Origin of the sequence: Alkalisalibacterium limincola, assembly GCF_008017755.1 — a bacterium.
GTDB lineage: Bacteria > Pseudomonadota > Gammaproteobacteria > Xanthomonadales > Xanthomonadaceae > Alkalisalibacterium > Alkalisalibacterium limincola.
Genome location: NZ_VRTS01000008.1, coordinates 141,839 through 162,832, shown reverse-complemented (window position 1 = coordinate 162,832; position 20,994 = coordinate 141,839). Strand labels below are relative to the sequence as shown.

17 protein-coding genes and 3 pseudogenes are annotated in these 20,994 nt (G+C 70.6%); 11 read left to right on the top strand and 9 right to left on the bottom strand.

Translation table 11 applies throughout. The annotated features are described in order from the left end of the window. Nucleotides 1–13: 13 nt before the first annotated feature. The gene (gene dut, locus FU658_RS11780; protein ID WP_147892253.1) at nucleotides 14–484 is read right to left on the bottom strand and encodes a dUTP diphosphatase; all 471 of its coding nucleotides are present in this window, start codon (nucleotides 482–484) and stop codon (nucleotides 14–16) included. Then, entirely contained in the window at nucleotides 481–1,722 is a 1,242-nt protein-coding gene (gene coaBC / locus FU658_RS11775; protein ID WP_425477611.1) for a bifunctional phosphopantothenoylcysteine decarboxylase/phosphopantothenate--cysteine ligase CoaBC, read from the bottom strand. Before coaBC ends, dut begins: the two co-directional genes overlap by 4 nt. A gap of 195 nt (nucleotides 1,723–1,917) precedes the next feature. On the opposite strand from coaBC, the gene FU658_RS11770 reads away from it, so the two are divergent. From FU658_RS11770 to FU658_RS11755, 5 genes and pseudogenes are all read left to right on the top strand, one after another. Further along, a complete protein-coding gene (locus FU658_RS11770) occupies nucleotides 1,918–4,041 on the top strand; it encodes a TonB-dependent receptor family protein (protein WP_147892251.1) in 2,124 nt (707 codons plus the stop codon). Between the two features lie 152 nt (nucleotides 4,042–4,193). Then, nucleotides 4,194–4,868 carry a RadC family protein gene (gene radC / locus FU658_RS11765; protein ID WP_147892250.1) on the top strand — a complete coding sequence of 225 codons (675 nt, stop codon included), beginning with the start codon at nucleotides 4,194–4,196 and terminating at the stop codon, nucleotides 4,866–4,868. 77 nt (nucleotides 4,869–4,945) lie between these two features. Then, a complete protein-coding gene (gene argS / locus FU658_RS15460; protein ID WP_255505573.1) occupies nucleotides 4,946–5,827 on the top strand; it encodes an arginine--tRNA ligase domain-containing protein in 882 nt (293 codons plus the stop codon). After that, nucleotides 5,806–6,705: an arginine--tRNA ligase domain-containing protein gene (argS, locus tag FU658_RS11760; RefSeq protein WP_255505577.1), complete on the top strand. Its 900-nt coding sequence runs from the start codon at nucleotides 5,806–5,808 to the stop codon at nucleotides 6,703–6,705. Before argS (FU658_RS15460) ends, argS (FU658_RS11760) begins: the two co-directional genes overlap by 22 nt. Then, nucleotides 6,705–7,336: pseudogene (locus tag FU658_RS11755) on the top strand (SPOR domain-containing protein). Before argS (FU658_RS11760) ends, FU658_RS11755 begins: the two are co-directional and overlap by 1 nt. A gap of 32 nt (nucleotides 7,337–7,368) precedes the next feature. On the opposite strand, the gene FU658_RS11750 reads toward FU658_RS11755, so the two are convergent. Both FU658_RS11750 and speA read right to left on the bottom strand, forming a co-directional pair. After that, on the bottom strand, nucleotides 7,369–8,229 hold the full coding sequence (locus tag FU658_RS11750; protein WP_222708438.1) for an NAD(P)-dependent oxidoreductase: 861 nt from the start codon (nucleotides 8,227–8,229) through the stop codon (nucleotides 7,369–7,371). Between the two features lie 28 nt (nucleotides 8,230–8,257). Further along, a pseudogene (speA, locus tag FU658_RS11745) lies at nucleotides 8,258–10,160 on the bottom strand (arginine decarboxylase). 148 nt (nucleotides 10,161–10,308) lie between these two features. Between speA and speE the strand changes: the two are divergent. Further along, complete coding sequence (gene speE / locus FU658_RS11740; RefSeq protein ID WP_147892249.1) at nucleotides 10,309–11,163, top strand: polyamine aminopropyltransferase; 855 nt, start codon at nucleotides 10,309–10,311, stop codon at nucleotides 11,161–11,163. 39 nt (nucleotides 11,164–11,202) lie between these two features. Here the strand turns inward: speE and FU658_RS11735 are convergent, their stop codons facing one another. Further along, complete coding sequence (locus tag FU658_RS11735) at nucleotides 11,203–11,541, bottom strand: P-II family nitrogen regulator (protein ID WP_147892248.1); 339 nt, start codon at nucleotides 11,539–11,541, stop codon at nucleotides 11,203–11,205. A gap of 136 nt (nucleotides 11,542–11,677) precedes the next feature. Here FU658_RS11735 and ubiK point away from each other — a divergent pair, with 136 nt between their 5' ends. Together ubiK and FU658_RS11725 are read left to right on the top strand one after the other, a co-directional pair. Beyond that, nucleotides 11,678–11,935: a ubiquinone biosynthesis accessory factor UbiK gene (gene ubiK / locus FU658_RS11730; protein ID WP_147892247.1), complete on the top strand. Its 258-nt coding sequence runs from the start codon at nucleotides 11,678–11,680 to the stop codon at nucleotides 11,933–11,935. Between the two features lie 96 nt (nucleotides 11,936–12,031). Beyond that, complete coding sequence (locus tag FU658_RS11725) at nucleotides 12,032–13,537, top strand: YifB family Mg chelatase-like AAA ATPase (RefSeq protein ID WP_147892246.1); 1,506 nt, start codon at nucleotides 12,032–12,034, stop codon at nucleotides 13,535–13,537. 50 nt (nucleotides 13,538–13,587) lie between these two features. On the opposite strand, the gene mgtE is transcribed toward FU658_RS11725, so the two are convergent. Continuing rightward, a complete protein-coding gene (gene mgtE / locus FU658_RS11720; protein WP_222708437.1) occupies nucleotides 13,588–14,955 on the bottom strand; it encodes a magnesium transporter in 1,368 nt (455 codons plus the stop codon). Nucleotides 14,956–15,237: 282 nt separating this feature from the next. Between mgtE and FU658_RS11715 the strand changes: the two genes are divergently transcribed. After that, nucleotides 15,238–17,028: a potassium/proton antiporter gene (locus FU658_RS11715; RefSeq protein WP_147892245.1), complete on the top strand. Its 1,791-nt coding sequence runs from the start codon at nucleotides 15,238–15,240 to the stop codon at nucleotides 17,026–17,028. 13 nt (nucleotides 17,029–17,041) lie between these two features. Here the strand turns inward: FU658_RS11715 and FU658_RS14515 are convergent, their stop codons facing one another. Together FU658_RS14515 and FU658_RS15455 are read right to left on the bottom strand one after the other, a co-directional pair. Next, nucleotides 17,042–17,326: a nitroreductase family protein gene (locus FU658_RS14515; RefSeq protein ID WP_255505570.1), complete on the bottom strand. Its 285-nt coding sequence runs from the start codon at nucleotides 17,324–17,326 to the stop codon at nucleotides 17,042–17,044. 101 nt (nucleotides 17,327–17,427) lie between these two features. Next, a pseudogene (locus FU658_RS15455) lies at nucleotides 17,428–18,207 on the bottom strand (putative peptide maturation dehydrogenase); the annotation flags it as partial. An 86-nt stretch (nucleotides 18,208–18,293) separates the two neighbouring features. On the opposite strand from FU658_RS15455, the gene FU658_RS11705 reads away from it, so the two are divergent. Further along, on the top strand, nucleotides 18,294–18,596 hold the full coding sequence (locus tag FU658_RS11705; protein ID WP_147892243.1) for an NHLP-related RiPP peptide: 303 nt from the start codon (nucleotides 18,294–18,296) through the stop codon (nucleotides 18,594–18,596). Here FU658_RS11705 and FU658_RS11700 read toward each other — a convergent pair. Beyond that, nucleotides 18,583–20,196: a tetratricopeptide repeat protein gene (locus FU658_RS11700; RefSeq protein WP_147892242.1), complete on the bottom strand. Its 1,614-nt coding sequence runs from the start codon at nucleotides 20,194–20,196 to the stop codon at nucleotides 18,583–18,585. The two genes, FU658_RS11705 and FU658_RS11700, sit on opposite strands and share 14 nt — an antisense overlap. 20 nt (nucleotides 20,197–20,216) lie before the next feature. Here FU658_RS11700 and FU658_RS14510 point away from each other — a divergent pair, with 20 nt between their 5' ends. Further along, entirely contained in the window at nucleotides 20,217–20,408 is a 192-nt protein-coding gene (locus FU658_RS14510) for a hypothetical protein (RefSeq protein WP_187266082.1), read from the top strand. Nucleotides 20,409–20,994 lie beyond the last annotated feature (586 nt).

Below are 20,994 nucleotides of genomic sequence, written 5' to 3'. Positions count from 1 at the left end.
CGCCGTCATGCGATCAGCCTACGCCGGTGTGGCCAAAGCCACCTTCGCCGCGCGCGCTGGCATCGAACGCGTCCACCTGCGTGAACGCCACCCGGGCCACCGGCATGAACACCAGCTGCGCTATGCGATCCCCCGGCTGGATCGTATAGGCGCTGCCGCCCCGGTTCCAGCAGCTCACCATCAGCGGCCCCTGGTAGTCGGCGTCGATCAACCCGACCAGGTTGCCCAGCACCAGGCCGTGCTTGTGCCCCAGGCCCGACCTCGGAAGGATCGTGGCGCACAGGGACGGGTCGCCGATGTGGATCGCCATGCCGGTGGGCAGCAGTTGCGTCTCGCCCGGCGCCAGCGTCAGCGGCGCCTCGATCATCGCCCGCAGGTCCATGCCGGCCGAAGCGGCGGTGGCGTAGTCGGGAATCGGGAAGTCGCGACCCAGGCGCGGGTCGAGGATGCGCAGTTCGACCCGGCGGCCGGAATCTGGATTCATCGGGAACGCTTCTCCATGTGCTCGACGACCTCGTCCAGCAGCTCCTGCGCCAGACGGGTCTTGGGTGCGGGTCCGAACCGGCGCTCGCCGTCGGCCCAGATCAGTTCGATGCTGTTTTCGTCGGCCTCGAAGCCGCTGCCGGCCACGCCGACGCGGTTGGCGGCGATCAGGTCGAGGCCCTTGGCCTGCAGCTTGCCGCGCGCGTAGGCGGCCACCTCGTCGGTTTCGGCGGCGAAGCCGAGCAGGAAGGGGCGCGACTCGCGCGCGGCCACATCGGCCAGGATGTCGCGTGTGCGCACCAGCTCGACCGAACGGCTGGCTTCGGACTTCTTGAGCTTGTGGCTGCTGGTGTGCACCGGGGCGTAGTCCGCCACCGCGGCGGCGGCAATGAACAGGTCCTGCGCGTCGATGGCGGCCATGACGGCGTCGTGCATCTGCTGCGCGGAACGGACATCGATGCGCTGCACGCCCACCGGCGTCGGCAGCGCGACCGGCCCGGCGACCAGGGTCACCTCGGCGCCGTGCCGGCGGGCGGCGGCGGCGAGCGCGAAGCCCATCTTCCCCGAGCTGCGGTTGCCGATGAAGCGCACCGGGTCGATGTCCTCGAAGGTCGGGCCGGCGGTGACCAGCACGCGCTTGCCCGACAGGCGGCCTGCCGTGGCGGTGTCGCTGCCGCCCGGCGCCAGCGCCGCGACGATCGCGGTCGGCTCGCTCATCCGGCCCGGCCCGGTCTCGCCGCAGGCCTGGTCGCCGCTGTCGGGACCGATCACGCGCGCGCCGCGTTCGACCAGCGTGGCCAGGTTGGCCTGCGTGGCCGGGTGCGCCCACATGCGGTGGTTCATCGCCGGCGCCAGCAGCAGCGGGGCGGTCGTGGCCAGGCACAGCGTCGACAACAGGTCGTCGGCATGCCCCTGGGCCAGCCGCGCCAGCGTGTCGGCGCTGGCCGGGGCGATGACCACGGCGGTGGCCCAGCGGGCCAGCTCGATGTGCCCCATCGCCGCCTCGGCGGCCGCATCCCACAGGCTGTCGCGCACCGGATGCCCGGACACCGCCTGCAGCGTGGTCGCGGTGATGAAATGCGCCGCACCGGCGGTCATGACCACGCGCACCTGGGCACCGGCCTCGCGCAGGCGGCGCACCAGGTCGGCGGATTTGTAGGCGGCGATGCCGCCGGTGACGCCTAGCAGGATGCGCTGGTCGGCAAGCGGCAGGGGCACGGTGGATTCCTGGGCGGGCAAACGCCGCTAGCTTACCCGATGTCCCTTGGCGGTCCGGAGCCCCTGGCGGTGTCGTGGCGGGGATCACGCAGGCGGCCCGGCCCACGGGAATCCCGGCGACCCGTTGTAAATGCAAATGCGAACCAGTATCGTTCGCATTACTGGCGCAGTGGCGTTGCCCGCCCTGCGCCGAAACCGACCCATCCCGAGGACCCCATGAGCCGTTCCTGCACCTTCTCCCGTGCCAATCCCTTGAACCGCACCCCGCTGGCGCTTGCGCTGGGCCTGGCGCTGTCCGCCGTGGCCGGCCAGGCCCTGGCTGCTGCAGCCGCCGACGCAGAGGCCGATTCCGTGGTCCTGCCGCGCATCGAGGTGGTCGGCCAGTTCGAGGAGCACGAGATCCTGATCCCCGGCTCGGTGGAGGTCGTCACCGCCGAACAGATCGACCAGATCCAGCCGCGTTCCACCGAGGACGTGCTGCGCCGTGTCCCCGGCATCTTCATCAAGCGCGAGGAGGAAAGCGCGGTCGTCACCAACATCGGCGTGCGCGGACTGAGCGCGGGCGACTACCAGACGCTGGTGCTGGAGGACGGCGTGCCGATCCAGCCGGGCATCTTCGTGGGCAACAGCCGCTACTACAACCCGCGCATCCAGCGCATGGAAGGCGTCGAGGTGCTCAAGGGCGCCGCCTCGCTGCGCTACGGCCCCAACACCATCGGCGGCGTCATCAACTTCCTGACCCGCACCCCGGAGGACGGGGCGTCGGTGTCGGCGCGGATCGGCTCCTGGGACACCTACGAGGGCAGCGTCGAGCTGGGTGCCAGTTCGGCGTCGGGCGATGCGCGCTTCGGCCTGATCGCCACGCGTGCCGAGAGCGACGGTTTCATGGACAAGGGCCATGACATGACCGACGTGATGCTCAAGGCCGGCATGGCCCTTTCCGACTACCAGACGATCGGATTCAAGCTGGCCCACTACAAGAACAACGCGAACATCTCCTACCGGGGCATCTTCCCCGATGCCTATGCGGCGGGCGCACGCTTCAACCCGGCCCCGGACGACTTCTTCCTGACCGGCCGCACGTCCTTCGACGTCAACCACCACTGGGCGTTCAACGACAACGCGCGCCTGGAGACGCTGTTCTACGCCAGCCAGATGCATCGCGACTACTGGCGTTTCGCCCTCGTCGGCGGCGCCCCGACCACCACCAGCCCGGAGGGCTACACGGTCTGGAACTACGGCAACAACGTCAACGGCAACAACCGCGAGTTCACCCGCCTGGGCCTGGACACCCGCCTCACCCTGGCGCATGACGCCATCGGCATTCCCAGCGAGGCCGAGATCGGCCTGCGCCTGATGCAGGAGGACATGAAGGACGTCACCGTGCTGGCCGTGCGCGGCCGTCCGCGCACGCCAGACCCGGGTCGCGGCGGCATTTCCCAGGACCGGCTGGACTCCGGCGACAGCCTGGCGCTGTTCGCGCAGAACCGCTTCGACTTCAGCGAGCGCCTGTCGGTGACCGCGGGCCTGCGCGTGGAGAGCTACGAGCAGACCCGCAGGGACCGCCGCAGCACCGCCCCGGCCGACCGCTTCCGCAACACCGAGGTCATGCCGGGCCTGGGCGCGACCTTCGTCGTGAACCCGTCGGCCCAGATGTTCGGCAGCGTCTACCGTGCGTTCGCGCCGCCCTTGGTGGGCAGCGTGCTGGGCGCGGGCGACACGCCGACCGAGGCCGAGAAGTCGGTGAACATCGAGTTCGGCGTCCGCGGCAGCCACGGTGCGTGGGACTACTCGGCCACCGCGTTCCAGATGGATTTCTCCAACCAGGTCGATCCCGGCGTGTCCGGCATCCGCGCCCCCAACGAGGGCAGCGCGCTGCACCGTGGCCTGGAGGCCGGCTTGGGCTACGAGATCGGCCACGGCTTCCGGCTGGAGGGCAACTACACCTGGATCCCGACCGCGGAGTTCCGCGAGGACCGCCCGGGCGACGCGCTCGAGGGCAACCGCGTGCCGTACTCGCCGGAGCGGATGGCCAACCTGTCGCTGGCCTACCAGGCCGGCCCGCTCCAGGCCGCCCTGCTGTTCAACCATGTCAGCGAGCAGTTCGGTGACGGCATGAACCGGCGCGAGTTCACCACCGGCTCCACCGGGACGTGGGGCGGCCTGGTGCCGTCGTATTCCACGACCGACCTGACCGCGAGCTACGCGCTCAGCGAGCAGTTCAGCGTGTCGGGCGCGGTGAAGAACCTGACCGACGAACGCTATGTCGCAGGCCTGCGGCAGGGCCTCTACGTCGGGCCCGAGCGCAGCTTCGAACTGGGTCTGCGCTACACGTTCTAGGCCCCCGCGCGGCATGGCCCCGGGGCGTGGGGAAATGCCACCGCCCCGGGCCTGCCGCGACGTGTTCCTACGCACGCCGGGGTCGCTGGCCGACACGGCGTGCCGACGCCTGCCGAGTTCGCCGGACGCACGCGACCGGCACGCTTGGGGACATGAAACTTCGAGACTGGCCCTGCGAGGAACGCCCCCGCGAACGCCTGCTGCGCCACGGCGCCGCCACGCTGTCGGATGCCGAGCTGCTGGCGATCTTCCTGGGTTCGGGCAGCCGTGGCCACGATGCGGTCGCCCAGGCCCGCGGCGTGCTGGCCGAGCACGGCCCGTTGCGCGCGCTGCTGGACCGCCCGGCCCAGGCCCTGCTGGACCTCCCCGGACTGGGCCCGGCCAGCGCCTGCCGACTGCATGCCGCGCTGGAACTGGGCAACCGCCACCTGGCTGGCGCGCTGGAGCGCGGCGAGGCGCTGACCGACCCGGCCCGGGCCGGCGAGTACTTCGCCCGGCGGCTGCGCGGGCTGCCCCACGAGGTGTTCGCCTGCCTGTTCCTGGACACCCGGCACCGGGCGCTGGCGTTCGAGGAACTGTTCCGCGGCACGATCGACGGTGCCGAAGTGCACCCGCGCGAGGTGGTGCGGCGCTGCCTGGCGCACAACGCCGCGGCGGTCATCATCGGCCACAACCACCCCAGCGGGGTCAGCGAGCCCAGTGCGGCCGACCGCGCCGTCACCGCGCGGCTGCGCGAGGCCCTGGCGCTGGTCGACGTCCGGCTGCTCGACCACTTCGTGGTCGGCGATGGCGCGCCGTGCTCGATGGCCGCACGCGGCTGGCTCTGAGCCTGTTCAGGAATGATCGTACCGGCACCGGAAACGGAGTAAAATGCAGGGTTTTCCGCTGTCGGAACCCCAACGCTGTGAAAGAACTCCTGCGCGAACTGGTGGCCCAGGCGCTGCTTGACCTCAAGCGCGACGGCTTCATGCCGGCCGAGCTGACCCCGCCCGATTTCACGATCGAGCGGACCCGCTCGCGCGAGCACGGCGACTATGCCGCCAACATCGCGCTGTTGCTGGCCAAGCCGGTCGGCCGCAAGCCGCGCGAGATCGCCGAGGCGATCGTGTCGAAGCTGCTGAAGTCGCAGAGCGTGGACAAGGTCGACATCGCCGGCCCGGGCTTCATCAATTTCCACCTCAGCCAGGGCTGCCGCCTCGGCACGCTGCGCAGGGTGCTGGAGCTCAAGTCCGACTACGGGCGCGAACCCGAAGCCAGCCGCGACTCGGTGACCGTGGAGTTCGTCTCGGCCAACCCGACCGGCCCGCTGCACGTGGGCCACGGCCGCGGTGCGGCCTACGGGGCAAGCCTGGCCAACGTGCTGGAGGCCTACGGCCACACCGTGCAGCGCGAGTACTACGTCAACGATGCCGGCCGGCAGATGGACATCCTCGGCACAAGCGTGTGGCTGCGCTACCTGGAACTGTGTGGCGAGTCGCTGCGCTTCCCCGACAACGGTTACCGCGGCGAGTACGTCTACGAGATCGCCCGCGCGCTGCGCAGCGAGCACGGCGACCGCCTGCGCCACGCCGGCCGCGACGTCATGGCCGACCTGCCGGCCGACGCCGCCGACGGCGGCGACAAGGAAGTGCACATCGACGCGCTGACCGGGCGTGCCAAGCGCCTGCTCGGCGACGACTACCGGCTGGCCTTCGGTGCCGGCCTGGATTCGATCCTGGCCGACATCCGCGAGGACCTGGGCGAGTTCGGCGTGCACTTCGACAGCTGGTTCTCGGAGGCTCGCTGACCAGCGAGGGCTACGTCAAGCGTGCGATCGACACGCTGACCGAGGGCGGCCACCTGTACGAGCTCGATGGCGCGAAATGGTTCCGTGCCACCGCGCTGGGCGACGAGAAGGACCGCGTCGTGGTGCGCGAGAACGGCACCCCGACCTACTTCGCCTCCGACCTGGGCTACCTGCTGAGCAAGTTCGAGCGCGGCTTCGACCGGGCGCTGTACGTGTTCGGTGCCGACCACCACGGCTACATCGCGCGCCTGAAGGCCGCAGCCCAGGGCCTGGGCCTGGATCCCGAACGCATCGAGTTCCAGCTGGTGCAGTTCGCGGTGCTGTTCCGCGGCGGCGAGAAGATCCAGATGTCCACCCGCTCGGGCCAGTTCGTCACGCTGCGCGAGCTGCGCGAGGACGTCGGCAACGATGCGGCGCGCTTCTTCTACGTCATGCGCGGCAACGACCAGCACCTCGACTTCGACCTCGACCTGGCCAAGTCCAAGTCCAACGAGAACCCGGTGTACTACGTGCAGTACGCGCATGCGCGCATCTGCTCGGTGTTCCGCCAGCTCGAGGAGAAGGGCTGGACCTACAACCGCTCCGCCGCCGACGCCGCGCGCGCGCGCCTGGTCGAGCAGGGCGAATCCGACGTGCTCAATGCGCTGATGCGGTATCCCGAGGTGATCGAATCCGCGGCGCTCAACCGCGCGCCACAGCTGGTCGCCAGCTACCTGCGCGAGCTGTCCGCCGAGTTCCACAGCTTCTACAACACCCACCCGATCCTGGTGCCCGACGAGGAGCTGCGCCAGGCCCGCCTGGGCCTGTGCAAGGCGACCCGCCAGGTGCTGGCCAACGGGCTCGAGCTGCTGGGCGTGTCCGCGCCGGAGGCCATGTAGTGGCCGCGCGTCGGGGCAAGTCGCAGGCACGACGCAGCGGCCGCAGCGGCGGCGGCACGCCGGGCTGGGTGTGGATGCTGGCCGGCGTCGGCCTGGGCCTGGTCATCGCGATCGTCTTCATGATGCGCGACCGCATCGAGGTGCCCAGCGGCCCGCGCCCGAACCCGGGCGCACAGCGCCGGGCAGCACCGAGGAGCCGGTGGCGCAGGACCCCGCACCGCGCCGCCCGCGCTACGACTTCTACACCGTGCTGCCCGAGCGCGAGGTGGTCGTGCCCGACGCCGAGATCAGCGCCCAGGCGCAGGCCGAGCAGCAGGCCGAGCAACAGGCGCAGCAGCAGCCCGAGACGCCTGCCGCCACGCCGGCACCGGCACCGGCGCCCGCAGCGGCGGCGGAGCGTTTCGTGCTCCAGGCCGGCGCGTTCCGCTCCAGTTCCGACGCCGAATCACTGCGCGCACGCATCGCGCTCAGCGGCCTGGTGGCGCGGGTCGAGACGGCGCAGATCGATGGCGACACGGTCTATCGCGTCCGCATGGGCCCCTACACCAGCGCCAGCCAGCTCGAGTCGGCCAAGCAGCAGCTGGCCAGCAACGGCATCGAGGCCGTCGCGATCCGCGACCGCACGCAGTAGCTACTCGCCGGCGGCCGGGCCGCGATCGCGGCTCAGCCGCGCTTGAGCGTGATCAGCGCCGAGGTGTCGTCGTCGCCATGGCCGGCGTCGACCAGCGCCTGGTAGTCGGCGATGGCCTGCTCGATCACGCTGCTGCCCACGCCCGCCTCGCGGGCGATGCCGCGCACGATGTTGAGGTCCTTGAGCAGGTGCGCGCACTTGAAGCCCGGCGTGAACTCGCCGCGCAGCATCGTCGCGCCGCGCTTGTCGAGGAACCAGTTGCCCGCGGCACCGGCCGCCAGCGTCGGCAGCAGCGTGTCCGGGTCCAGCCCCAGCTTCTCGCCCAGCGCCAGGCCTTCGCAGACCGCTTCGTTGATGCCGGCCACCAGCACCTGGTTCACCGCCTTGGCCGCCTGCCCGCTGCCGCTGCCGCCCAGGTGGGCGATGCGCAGCGCATAGGCCTGCAGCGCCGGCCGGGCGCGCTCGATCGCTTCGGCCGACCCGCCGGCCATGACCGACAGCTTGCCGTTGCGCGCGCCTTCCACGCCGCCCGACACCGGCGCATCGATGAATTCGATGCCCCGCCCGGCCAGCAGTGCGGCGGCCTTGCGCGCGGTGTCGGTGGACACGGTGGAGTGGTCGACCACGAGGCTGCCCGGGCGCAGCACACCCGAAAGGGCCGCCACGTTCTCCATTACGTCCTCGTCGGCCGACACGCACAGCGCCACCAGGTCGCAGTCGGCGTAGTCCTCGGGGTGACAGGCGGGGCGGATGCCCAGTTCGGCCGCCAGCGCATCGGCCTTGGCCTGGGTGCGGTTGCCGACCACGCCCAGCAGCCCGGCCCGGTGCAGGTGGCCGGCCATCGGGCCACCCATCGCGCCCAGCCCGATGAATCCACAACGCATCGCGCTCATCGTCGAGTCTCCCTGCTCGTGGCCGAACTCAGCCCTGCGGCTCGTCGGCCAGGTAGGTGTAGCCGGTCAGGCCGGCTTCCAGCGCCTCGCGCAGGCGCCCCGCCTCGCTCTCGCCCAGGCCCGCCGCGCCGATCTTGCGGTCGTAGGTCTCGCGCAGCTTCGCCAGGTCGTAGCCCACGTAGTCGAGGATCACGTCGGTCGTGTCGCCGCGGCGAGTGCGCTCGAACACGAAGCCGCCCTCGCCCATGCGCACGTTGACCGCATCGGTGTCGCCGAAGAGGTTGTGGATGTCGCCCAGCGTGTCCTGGTAGGCACCGACCATGAAGAAGCCGATGCGGTAGCTCTCGCCAGGCTTCGGCGCATGCAGCGGCAGCGAGGAGTCCAGGTCGCCGCCTTCCACGTAGGCCTCGATCTGGCCGTCGGAATCGCAGGTCAGGTCGGCGATCGTGCCGCGGCGTTGCGGCTCCTCGTCGAGCCGCGCGATCGGCATGATCGGGAACACCTGGTCGATCGCCCACACGTCGGGCATCGATTCGAAGATCGAGAAATTGACGAAGTACTTGTCGACCAGGCGCTCGTTGAGCTCGTCGAGCACCGCGCGATGGCCCTTCTCCTGGTAGTCCAGGCGGCCGCGGACTGCCGTGGCGATCGCGTAGAACAGGTCATCGACCGCGGCGCGCTGGGCCAGGTCGAGCTGGCCGTTGGCGTACAGCGACTGCGCCTCGGCCTGGTAGTGCTGGGCCTCCTGGAACAGTTCCACCGGCGGGCGCGCATCGAGCGCGTCGTGGATCTCGCGCAGGTGGCGGATCACGGCCGGCTCGTCGGCCAGCTCATCATCGCCCACGGCCGGCACCGCGCCTTCCGGCGCCGGCTCGACCTCGGACACGTTGGCCACCAGCACCGCGTGGTGCGCGGTCAGCGCGCGACCGGACTCGGTCAGCACCCGCGGCGGGGTCAGGCCGTGCTCGGCACAGGCATCGGCGAGCGGCTGCACGATCGTCGTGGCGTACTGCAGCAGGCCATAGTTGATCGAGCAGGCGCCGCGCGAGCGGCTGCCCTCGTAGTCCACGCCGAGGCCGCCGCCGACGTCCATGTAGCGGATGTCGCAGCCCAGCCGCGACACCTCCACCAGGTAGCGCGTGGCCTCGCGCATGCCGCGGGTGAAGTCGCGCAGGTTGGAGATCTGCGAGCCCATGTGGAAGTGCAGCAGCTGCAGGCAGTCGGCCAGCCCGGCCTCGCGCAGCTGCTCGACCAGGGTCAGCAGCTGGCGCGGGGTGAGGCCGAACTTGGCCTTGTCGCCGCCGGAGTTCTGCCACTTGCCCGCGCCCAGGCTGGCCAGGCGCATGCGCACCCCCAGGCCGGGCTTCACGTCCAGCGCGCGCGCCTCCTCGATGACCAGCGCCAGCTCGGACGCCTTCTCGATGACGATGTAGGTTTCCAGGCCCAGTTTGCGGCCGATCAGCGCCAAGCGGATGTACTCGCGGTCCTTGTAGCCGTTGCACACCACCACGCCGCCGGGGCGCGAAAGCGCCAGCACCGCCATCAGGCTCGGGCTTGGAGCCGGCCTCCAGGCCGAAGCCCTCGCCGGCGTGCGCGGCCAGCTCGCCGGCCACGCCGAAGTGCTGGTTCACCTTGATCGGGTAGATCGCCGTGTAGCCGCCGACGTAGCCGATCTCGTCCATGGCCTGGGCGAACGCGCCCTGCAGGCGGCCCAGCCGGTGGCCGAGGATGTCGGCGAAGCGCAGCAGCAGCGGCAGCTGCATGCCCTGCGCCAGCGCCTGGTCGACCGCCGCGGGCAGCGCCAGCGCCGGGCCATCGGCCCCGCGCGGCAGCACCTGCACCTGGCCGGCCTCATCGATGTCGAAATAGCCCTCGCCCCAGTGCTCGATGGCATAGGTGCGGCGGGCGCGGTCGATCGACCACTCGCTCATGGTGCGGCTCGCTGGGAAACGGGCCGACCATTGTACTGCCGGGGGCCGCCAGCGTCCGTCCCGACGGCGAAAACGCCGATCCCGGCCCGGAAGGGGATTTCTTGTTGAAGTACAATGCGCGACCAAAACCCCCGTGTATGGAAGCGTCATGAGCAGCGAAGCCCCCTGGTACCACGAGAACTTCGAGATCACCGGATCCTCGATCGGTTTCCGCATCACGAAGAAGCTCGACGAGGTGCAGTCGGAGTTCCAGAAGATCGAGATCTTCCAGACCACCGACTGGGGCAACCTCATGGTGATCGACGGCGCGATCATGCTGACCACGCGCGACAACTTCCTCTACCACGAGATGATGTCGCACCCGACCCTGTTCACCCATTCCAATCCCAAGCGGGTGGTGATCATCGGCGGCGGCGACTGCGGCACGCTGCGCGAGGTGCTCAAGCACCGCGACGTGGAGTCGGCCACGCAGTGCGACATCGACGAGCAGGTCACCCGCATGGCCGAGAAGTACTTCCCGGAGTTGTGCGAGTCCAACGGCGATCCGCGCGCGGAGCTGCTGTTCGACGACGGCATCGCCTACATGAAGAACTGCCCGGCCGAGAGCGTCGACGTGGTCATCGTGGATTCCACCGACCCGGTCGGCCCGGCCGAGGGCCTGTTCAACCAGGCCTTCTACGCCAGCTGCCTGAAGGCGCTGCGCCCGGGCGGCATCCTGGTGCAGCAGTCGGAAAGCCCGCTGACCCACCTGGGCCTGATCCGCTCGATGCGCAATGCGATGAAGGGCGCGGGCTTCACCGCCTTCCGCACGCTGACCTTCCCGCAGCCGTGCTACCCGACCGGCTGGTGGAGCTGCACGATGGCGCGCAAGGGCGGCGAGCTCGACGGCTTCCGCGAGCGCGGCGCCGGCTCCAAGACCTTCGCCACGAAGTACTACTCCGCCGAGATCCACAAGTCGGCGCTGGTGCAGCCGCCGTTCGTGGCCGACGCGCTGGGCGGCTGAGCACGGCGGCGGGCGCCCGCGCCCGCCGACACGCCGCGGTTACAGCGCGTCGCTGTCCAGCTCGCCGGTGCGGATGCGCACCACGCGCTCGAGGTCGTAGACGAAGATCTTGCCGTCGCCGATCTTGCCGGTGGACCCGGCGTTCATGATCGCCTCGACGACGCGCTCGGACTGGTCGTCGTCGACGGCCACCTCCAGCTTGATCTTGGGCAGGAAGTCGACCACGTACTCGGCGCCGCGGTAGAGCTCGGTGTGGCCCTTCTGCCGGCCGAAGCCCTTGACCTCCGTGACGGTCAGCCCGTTCACCCCGGCCTCGCTGAGCGCCTCGCGCACGTCGTCGAGCTTGAACGGCTTGATGATCGCCATGATCATTTTCATCGTGTCGCTTCCCTGAACCGAATGCTGCGCCAGAGCATAACGCGCCCTCCGTCCAGCGTGGGCCGACGGGCCAGCGCGTAGAATGACAGGCCAGCGGCGCACCGCTGCCGCCCCGCTTCGTATCGAGGATCCCCCGATGATCGACCTCAAGGCCATCGACGACCTGGCCCGCCGCCTCAGCGACATGGTGCCGCCGAACGTGAAGGCCGCGCAGGCCGACCTGGAGAACAACTTCCGCGCCGCGCTGCAGACCGGGCTGGGCAAGCTCGACCTGGTCACGCGCGAGGAGTTCGAAGTACAGCGCGCGGTGCTGCTGCGCACCCGCGAGAAGCTCGAGGCGCTGGAGAAGACCGTGGCCGAGCTCGAGGCTGCGCGCGGCACGTCGGACACGTAGGCGCCGGCCACCTACACCCGGCAGCGGGATTCTCCGACTCCGCCGCGGCCCACGCGACGCCACACTTCGGGATCATTAGTCCCGGAACGCCCACGGATGAGCCTCGCGATCGTCCACAGCCGTGCCCGCCGCGGTGTCCAGGCGCCGGAAGTGCGCGTGGAAGTGCACCTGGCCGGCGGTCTGCCCTGCCTGTCGATCGTCGGCCTGCCCGAAGCCGCGGTGCGCGAGAGCAAGGACCGCGTACGCGCCGCGATCCAGTGCGCGCAGCTGGAGTTCCCGGCCCGGCGCATCACCGTGAACCTGGCGCCGGCCGACCTGAAGAAGCACGGCGGGCGCTTCGACCTGCCGATCGCGCTGGGCATCCTCGCCGCCAGCGGCCAGTTGCCGGTCGATTCGCTCAACGACGTCGAATGCATCGGCGAGCTGGCCCTGACCGGCGAGCTGCGCGAGGTCGACGGCGTGCTGCCGGCGGCGATCGCGTCGAGCCGTGCCGGGCGCCAGCTGCTGCTGCCGCTGGCGAATGCCGAAGAGGCGGCGCTGTACCCGAAGGCGCGGGCACTGGGCGCGCGCACGTTGTCCGAAGCGCTGGCCCACCTGTCGGGCAGGCGCCGCTTGGCGACCACCACGCGGGAAACCGATGCCGGGCATCGCGACACCACCATTCCCGACCTGTCCGACGTGCGCGGCCAGGCGCGGGCGCGGCGCGCGCTGGAGATCGCCGCCGCCGGCGCCCACCACCTGCTGCTGATCGGCAGCCCCGGCTGCGGCAAGACGATGCTGGCCTCGCGCCTGCCCGGCATCCTGCCCCCGGCCACGGAGGACGAGGCGATCGAGGCCGCTGCCGTCGCCTCGGTCAGCGGTCGCGGCCTGGATGTGTCGCGCTGGCGGCAGCGCCCCTTCAGGGCACCCCATCATGGCGCCAGCTCCGTGGCGCTGGTTGGGGGCGGCCCGGACCCGAAGCCCGGCGAGATCTCGCTCGCGCACCAGGGCGTCCTGTTCCTCGACGAGCTGCCCGAGTGGCACCGGCACACGCTGGAGGCGCTGCGCGAACCGCTGGAGTCGGGCCAGGTGACGATCTCGCGGGCCGCGCGCCAGGCCGAATTCCCGGCGCGCTTCCAGTTGGTGGCCGCGATGAACCCGTGCCCGTGCGGTTGGGCCGGGGACTCCTCGGGCCGCTGCAGCTGCACGCCCGACCAGGTGCAGCGCTACCGCGGGCGCCTCTCCGGCCCGCTGCTCGACCGCATCGACCTGCACGTCGATGTGCCGCGCATGACCGGCCACGAGATCAGCCCGGATGCGCCACGTGGCGAATCCTCGGCGGTGGTGCGGGAGCGCGTCGTTGCCGCCCGCGAACGCGCACTGCAGCGCTGCGGCGTGCTCAATGCGCGCATGGACCAGCGCCAGACCGAACAGCATTGCCGGCTGGCACCCGATGACCGGAAGCTTCTGGAGCAGGCGATGGACCGGCTCAATCTATCCGCCCGCGCGATCCACCGGATCCTGCGCAGCGCGCGCACCATCGCCGACCTCGATCACAGCGACGCGATCGCCACCGGCCACCTGGGCGAGGCGATCGGCTACCGGGTCATCGACCGCGGCTGAAGCTCAGGCCGCCGCCGGGCTGAGCATCGCCGCGGCGATGCCGAAATAGATCAGCACCCCGGCCACGTCGGCGATCGAGGTGACCAGCGGTCCGCTGGCGGTGGCCGGTCGAACTTCAGGCGGCTGAGCAGGAACGGCAGCGACATGCCGATCAGGCTGCCGACGATGACCACGACCACCATCGTCACCGACACCACCTGCGCCACGTCGACACCGCCACGCCATACGCCGATGCCGGCGATCGCGGCCGACATCGTCAGGCCCAGCAGCGCCGCGACCAGGAACTCGCGGCCCAGCATCCGCCCCCAGTCGCGCATCTGCACGTCGCCCGTCGCCATCGCGCGCACCATCAGCGTGGAGGCCTGGGCACCGGCGTTGCCGGAGCTGGCGATCAGCAGCGGCAGGAAGAACAGCAGCGTCAGGTGCGCCGCGATCGTGTCCTCGTAGGCGGCGATGCCTGCGCCGGAGAAGATGTTGGCGAACACCAGCAACACCAGCCAGGTGACGCGCATGCGGTACAGGCGCGGGATCGTCGCGTCGCGCACGCTGGCGCCCAGGTTGCCGATCGCACCACCGGCACGGTGGAAGTCCTCGGTCGCCTCGGCCTCGGCGACGTCCATCGCGTCGTCCGCGGTCAGGATGCCGACCAGCTTGTCGCCGCCGTTGAGGATCGGCAGCGCGATCAGGTCGTAGCGGGCGATCTTCTCGGCCGCCGACTCCTGGCTGTCCTCGACCCGGGCGGAGATCACATCGGACTCCATCAGGTCGGCCACGCGCGCCGTCGGCGGGGCCACGATCAGGTCGCGCAGCGACACCACGCCGATCACCCGGCGCTGGTCGTCGAGGATGAAGGCGCTGTAGATGGTCTCCTTGTCCGGCGCCACGCGGCGCAGCTCGTCCACCGCCTGGCGGGCGGTCAGGCCTTCGGGCAGCGAGGCGTACTCCGACGTCATCACCGCGCCGGCGGTGCCCTCGGGGTAGGACGACAGGCGGCGGATGTCCTCGCGCTCGGCGTGCGCCAGCGCCGGCAGCAGGCGGTCCTGCTCCACGGTGTCCAGGGCATTGAACAGGTCGGCGCGCTCGTCGGCCGACATCTCGCGCAGCAGCCGCGCCACCTCGCGCCGCTCCAGGCTGGCGACGTAGTCGGCCTGGGTCGACACCGGCAGGTGCCCGACCACCTCGGCGCGTTCCTCCAGGCCCAGCAGCGCCAGCGCGCGCGCCATCGACGGCAGCTCCAGCTCGGCCAGGATGTCGGCGATGTCGGCTTCCTGCACATGCGCGAACCATTCGCGCACGGCGTCGTCGCCGCCCTTCTCGAGCGCTTCGTGCAGGACATCGGCAGCGGCGGAAGCATCGAAGTCGGGCGCATCGGGGCGGCCGACCAGTTCCGCGTCGAGATTCTCGAGGATGTCGCTCATTGTCGTCTCCCGAGGGCGACACCGCGGGGGTGGCCGGGAGACGGACGGCCGGCTTTACGCGACCAGGGCGTTCCCAACCCGCCCACCGCGCATCACGCGCGTGGTCAGGGTGCAGTGGCAGGGTCTACTGGGAACGTCCATATGCGGTCGGTGCATGACCTGGAATGGCGCCCGGGATTGGGCGGGCGGGAGTCTATCGCCGGCGGCGTTGACGGTCAACGTGGGAACTGAACATTCACCGCGCCGGGCTATGATCAGGGGCCCCCGCCAAGGACGACACGTTTGGAAAGCCTGCAGATCGGCAACCTCTGGCTGTTGTTCGGCGCCGCCCTGGTGCTGGTCGGCATCGCCTCGAGCCTGCTGGCGCGGCGCTTTGGCGCGCCCCTGCTGCTGGTCTTCCTGTTCCTGGGCATGCTGCTGGGCGAGGACGGCCCGGGCGGCCTGGTCTGGGACAACTACGAACTCACCTACCTGGTCGGCTCGCTGGCGCTGGCGGTGATCCTGTTCGACGGCGGACTGCGCACGCGCCTGCGCGAGGTGCGCTCCTCGCTGGCGCCGGCCGGGCTTCTTGCCACCGTGGGCGTGCTGATCACCGCGGGCCTGACCGGACTGGCGGCCATCCCGCTGCTGGGCCTGGGTTGGGTCGAGGGCATGCTGCTGGGCGCGATCATCGCCTCGACCGACGCGGCGGCGGTGTTCTTCCTGCTGCGTGCCGGCGGCCTGCACCTGCAGCGCCGGGTCAGTTCGACGCTGGAAGTGGAGTCGGGCAGCAACGACCCGATCGCGGTCTTCCTGACCGTTGTGCTGACCGGCTGGCTGGCCGCCGATGGCGCGCACACCCTGGGTGATTTCGGCTGGCGGCTGCTGTCGCAGGCGGGGTTCGGCGTCACCATGGGCCTGGCCGGTGGCTGGCTGCTGGCGCTGGCGCTCAACCGGCTGGCACTGCCCGACGGCCTGCACCCGCTGCTGGCGGTTTCCGGTGCCATCCTGGTCTTCGCACTGACCAACCAGGTCGGCGGCAGCGGCTTCCTGGCCGTCTACCTGGCCGGCCTGATGGTCGGCAACCGGCCGGTGCGCGCGTTCGCCAGCGTCGTGTCGGTGCAGGACGCCGCCACCTGGCTGGCGCAGCTGGTGATGTTCCTGGTGCTGGGCCTGCTGGCCACGCCCTCGCAGCTGATCGAGGTGATGTGGCCGGCGCTGGGCCTGGCCGCCTTCCTGATGCTGGTGGCACGCCCGGCGGCCGTGGCGCTGTGCCTGTGGCCGTTCGCCTACCCGCGCCGCGAGGTGGCCTTCATCTCGTGGGTGGGCCTGCGCGGTGCGGTCGGCATCTTCCTGGCGTCGATCCCGATGCTGGCGCAGCTGCCCAATGCCGGCGTGTACTTCAACGTGGCCTTCGTCGTGGTGATCGTGTCGCTGGTGGTGCAGGGCTGGACGCTGAAGCCGGCCGCGGAATGGTTCCGCGTGGCGCTGCCGCGCCTGGACCCGCCCACGCGCCGGGTGGAGCTGGACCTTCCCGGCCAGCTGGAGCTGGAGATGGTGGGCTACCGGGTGGCGCCGGAGAGCGCCGTGCTGCGCGGCGCCCAGCTGCCCGGCTGGGCCCGTCCGGCGATGGTCGTGCGCGAGGGCAAGGTGCTGCAGGGCTCCGACGGCGGCGCGCTGCAGCCCGAGGATTACGCCTACTACCTGGCCCCGCCGGGCAGCGTGTACCGGCTGGACTGGCTGTTCGCGGAGCCGCGCGAAGCGCGCGAACTCGAGCGCGAGGTGTTCGGGGCCTTCACGCTGGCCGGCGACGTGCCGCTGGGCGAGCTGGCCAGCTTCTACGGGCTGGAGATTCCCGAGCGCTACGCCGACCAGACCGCAGCGCAGCTCTTCGCCCATCGCTTCGACGACCTGCCGCAGATCGGCGACGTGCTCAAGCTCGGCGAGGCCACGCTGGTGGTGCGCAGCATCGAGGAGGAGCAGGTGGGCCAGGTCGGCCTGAAGTTCGCGCCGGTGCCGCGGCTGCTGGGGAAGAAGCGGGGTGGCGTGAGCGCCAGGTTGCGCAGCCTGTGGCGGCGGCGCGGGCGCGACTGACCCGGACACGGGTTCACGAACCGACCAGGCCCTCGACGGTCAGTTCCGCATGGAGGGTCGTGGCCGCGCGCGGCCCGATGCCGCACACCGCGACCGCGCCTTCCGCCCCGGCGCGCAGGCCGAGGCTGCGGGTGATGCAATGCTCGTTGATCGCCCCGGTGATGAAGACCCCCAGGCCTTGCTCGGTGGCCGAGAGTGCGAACGTCTGGCCGAGGTGGCCGGCATCGAGCAGCGTGACGCGATAGGCCTTGGGGTGGTTGCGGTACTTCCACTGGTTGCGCTCGAAGCGCGCGACCATGACCACCAGCGCCGCCGCGTCGGCGAACCATTCCTGGCCGGCGACGAACTCCAGTGCCAGCGCACGCAGTCCGCGGGCGCCCGTGGCCCCACGCGGGCCAGTCGGTGCCGGATGCAGTCGTGGTGGTACAGGCCCGCGGGCAGGCCCGCCACGCGCTGGGCCAGCACGAAGGCCTCGATCGGATGCAGTCCGCCGCCGGACGGGCTGCCCTTCTTCAGCGCGAACGCGCCCGGGGCGACTTCGGACTGCCCGCGCGCGGCGAAGGTCTGGGCCAGCACCTGCGACAGGTCGGCCATCGACAGCGTCGCGTCCGCGTCGAAGTTGCGGCAGGTGGTGCGGCGAAGCAGCAGCGCGTCGAGTGCCTGCGCGTGTGCAGGCGGAAGGTCGACGCTCCCGTCGCGCGCTTCCCTGGTCGACACGCTGGGCGGTGCCGGACCCAGCGCTGCGAGTGAGCCACGGGTCTCCTGCCCCGGCCCCGGGATCGTGCTGTCGACGCCCTCCCAGCAGCCGCCCGCGTAGGCGACGGCCGCGGGCGTCCACCAGTTGGCCTGGCGCAATGCGTCGTCCGCCTCGCGCAGTCCGGCATGCGTCGCGTGGTCGCCGATCAGGATGCCGACCTCCAGCAACGTCGCCAGCGCATCGCCGGGATGCTGCGCCTGCAGGTGCGCCCAGGACATCCAATCGGTGACCGGCACGATGGCGAGCGCTTCGAGCTGACGGGCATCGAGGCCGACCCGCTCGCACAGGTGCGGCACCCAGGCCACCCACTCATGACCGGTCGTCATCTCGATGCGCCCCGCCAGCGCCGCTGCTGCATCGACACGACTGACCTCGCGCGGCTCGATCATCAGGTGTCGGCAGCGCCGGACGTTGGCCGGCATCGGGTTGGGGCTCAATTCCACACTCCACGCACGATTGGCACAGGCGTTAGACTCCGCGCTGGGGACCACCACGCAAGGGGAACAGTATGGAGAAGTGCCTGCCGGCGGACATCGCCGACAAACTGCTTGTGCGCCTGAGTGAAGACGACGCGTTCCGTGACACCTTCCGCCGCGATCCGCGCCAGGCACTGGCGCAACTGGGTTACGAGCCGGCTCGACAGGATGCGGACATCAGCGCCGAAGTCGTCCACGACGTGGATGGGCCGTGGGCCTGCCTGCACGGGGATGGCCTGCCGAGCAAGGAAGAGATCCAGCGGATGCGGGAGAAGCTGCAGCAGGAACTGACCGCGTCGATGAGCCAGAAGATCTTCCACGTCAGTTTGAGCTGAGTCGCGAATCCAGATCGTCGACCATAGCCTGGAGGTCAGGGACGGCCTCCAGGTCCGCCCACGCACTCTTGAATGCATCGAGCCACTCGCGCGCGTCCTCGCGTCGCCCGAGATCCAGGGACAACTCCGCGGCCCGGAGCTGGGCACGGTTGGCCTGGATGACGTTCTCAGGCCTCAGCATGTAGCCGATGTTCGATTCGGCATAGACCCGGCCTCGATTCTCCGCCAGCCACCGCATGTGGCCAAGCGCGGTTTCATGCCTGCCCGCGGCGGCCTGCGCCTCGCCCATCACGGCGTGCGCCAATGCGAGTTCCGAACCGTCGAAAATGCCCGCCAGCCGCCGTACGGCAGCTTCGGCATCCCCTTCAGCAAGATCAATCCGGGCCTCCACGACCTGCAGCAGCTGCGAGAGCACCGGCAGCGGCGAGGCTGCCACTTCGGATCGCGCCAGTTCGAGACCACGTCGCGCAAGCGCGATGTCATCGACCCGGACGGCCACGTAGGCGGCATACAGCAGCGCCATTGCGATCGCATCGCCCTCGGGGTGGAATTCTCCATGGAGCTGGCCGTGCGCCTGATCCATGAGCTCCCTGACCCGCGCCCTCCGTGCCGCATGGTCGTGGGGGTCGCGATCGACCGCCAGCTGTCCAGCCCAGCCCGCCCATTTGTACACGCCCGCCTCCGACACCGAGCTGGCTGCCAACGCGTCCGCGAAAGCCGGGAGCTCGCCCCAGCGACCTTCATCGATGGCCATCGAGAGCTCCAGGCCGCGCCTGGCGAGAAGATCCCCGGCGGTCCGTGCGGGCTCGGCATGCAACGTGGCTCGCGCCTCGTCGAACCTTCGTTGCGCGGCATAGCCACTCGCGGAAACTATCGACACGCCTCTGGAGTAGCCCAGCGAACTTGCCGATTCAAAGGCTTCCCTGGCCTCGTCGAAGCGACCCAGTCCCACGAGCGCTATGCCCTGCACGTATATCGATGAGCCCCTCGTCACGCTGCGGGGTGAGGACGCCCGCTCGGCGTACGCGAGTGAGTCCTCGAAGCGGTTGTTCCACCAACTGAACAAAGCAAGGTTGTGAGCGGCCGGATAATGGTCCGGATACAAGTCCGAGAACGCCTGCCAACGACGCGGGTAGTCCGGCTGCCTGCGGATCATCGCGGTCAGCGCCTCGAGTGCGAGCCGCTCGCGCTCGCTGAGGCGCTCGGGAAGCGCAGCCGCGCGGGAAAACCAGGCCAACGCCTCGGCGCGGTCGCCGTCCGTCAGACTCGAGCGACCCAATGACACCATCGCCATCGCGAACTCCGGATCGAGCGACAGCGCCTGCTCGTAGTGCAGCTTCGCGTCCGAATAGCGCCCTTCTCCATCGGCGGTGATTCCCAGCGAGTACGCGCGCAATGCATCGAGGCTGGGTGATGCCGCATCGGCGATGGGCTTGCTCGTGGCATCGATCTCCTGGACCGCCTCGCCGAGGCGGCCACGCAGTCGCGCGGCCACCGTGGTCATGGCCCGAAGACTGTCTTCCGGCCCGGCGCCGTCCTGATACTCGGAGAACACCGTGGCCCCGGTGGCGGGATCCACTACCTCGGCGCCGAGTCGCACGCGCCCCCCCGACCTCGGCGATGGTCGGCAACACCAGCGCGCGGGCGCCCTCGCGCAGCGCCACCTCGCTGCCCACCTGCCGGCTCAACGGCGAGTCGGGCTCGCGCGTCATCCGGGCCAGCACGTCGCGCACGCGCATTTCCGGCAGCACGTTGACGAAGCGCGACTGCTCCAGGCTGGTGCGCAGCGCGGTTTCCAGCGCGCCGTTGTAGCGCGGGTCGCCGGTGAGGTTCTCCAGCGAGCCGATCACCACCCAGTCGCGCTCGCCGAAGGCGATCGCATCGGGCGGGCGGAACAGCATCAGGCTCAGCGTGGCCACGCAGGCCACGACCAGCGCGGCGGTGGCCGACACCAGCAGGGGGCGGCGCCAGAACGGTCGGCGCGCGCGGCGGGACTTGCCACCTCCCAGTGGCGCCCCGCGCAGTTCGTTGCGGCTGCGGGCCACTTCGTGCACCCGGATCGGATCGCCAACGCCCTGCAGTTCGTAGGCGCCATGGTCGGCCCAGGCCAGCTGTGCCGGCGGCAGGTCCTCGTCGGCCGCGGGGGGCCGCGGCGTCGGCGCGCTGCGACAGGTTGCGCGCCACGTCCGACAGCAGCACCTGGCCGGGGCGGGCCAGGCTGGCCAGGCGCGCGGCGACCGGCTTGGCCAGGCCCTCGACGCTGACCGTCGTCGCCCCGGCCGCGGTGGCGTCGGCGTCGTTGCGCCAGATCAGTACTTCACCGAAATGGATGCCGACGCGGGCCTTGAGGTCCACGCCTTCCTTCTGGCCGAGCGCCGCCACCACCTGCTGGTACTCC

What these genes read in the sequence shown, in the direction of transcription:
- FU658_RS11750 (WP_222708438.1), bottom strand. Translation starts at nt 8,229, where the DNA reads ATGAGCGCGATGCGTTGTGGATTCATCGGGCTGGGCGCGATGGGTGGC.
- FU658_RS11735 (WP_147892248.1), bottom strand. Translation starts at nt 11,541, where the DNA reads ATGAAAATGATCATGGCGATCATCAAGCCGTTCAAGCTCGACGACGTG.
- ubiK (WP_147892247.1), top strand. Translation starts at nt 11,678, where the DNA reads ATGATCGACCTCAAGGCCATCGACGACCTGGCCCGCCGCCTCAGCGAC.
- FU658_RS11725 (WP_147892246.1), top strand. Translation starts at nt 12,032, where the DNA reads ATGAGCCTCGCGATCGTCCACAGCCGTGCCCGCCGCGGTGTCCAGGCG.
- FU658_RS11705 (WP_147892243.1), top strand. Translation starts at nt 18,294, where the DNA reads ATGGAGAAGTGCCTGCCGGCGGACATCGCCGACAAACTGCTTGTGCGC.
- FU658_RS14515 (WP_255505570.1), bottom strand. Translation starts at nt 17,326, where the DNA reads ATGGTCGCGCGCTTCGAGCGCAACCAGTGGAAGTACCGCAACCACCCC.
- dut (WP_147892253.1), bottom strand. Translation starts at nt 484, where the DNA reads ATGAATCCAGATTCCGGCCGCCGGGTCGAACTGCGCATCCTCGACCCG.
- FU658_RS11770 (WP_147892251.1), top strand. Translation starts at nt 1,918, where the DNA reads ATGAGCCGTTCCTGCACCTTCTCCCGTGCCAATCCCTTGAACCGCACC.
- speE (WP_147892249.1), top strand. Translation starts at nt 10,309, where the DNA reads ATGAGCAGCGAAGCCCCCTGGTACCACGAGAACTTCGAGATCACCGGA.
- mgtE (WP_222708437.1), bottom strand. Translation starts at nt 14,955, where the DNA reads ATGAGCGACATCCTCGAGAATCTCGACGCGGAACTGGTCGGCCGCCCC.
- radC (WP_147892250.1), top strand. Translation starts at nt 4,194, where the DNA reads ATGAAACTTCGAGACTGGCCCTGCGAGGAACGCCCCCGCGAACGCCTG.
- FU658_RS14510 (WP_187266082.1), top strand. Translation starts at nt 20,217, where the DNA reads ATGGTCGGCAACACCAGCGCGCGGGCGCCCTCGCGCAGCGCCACCTCG.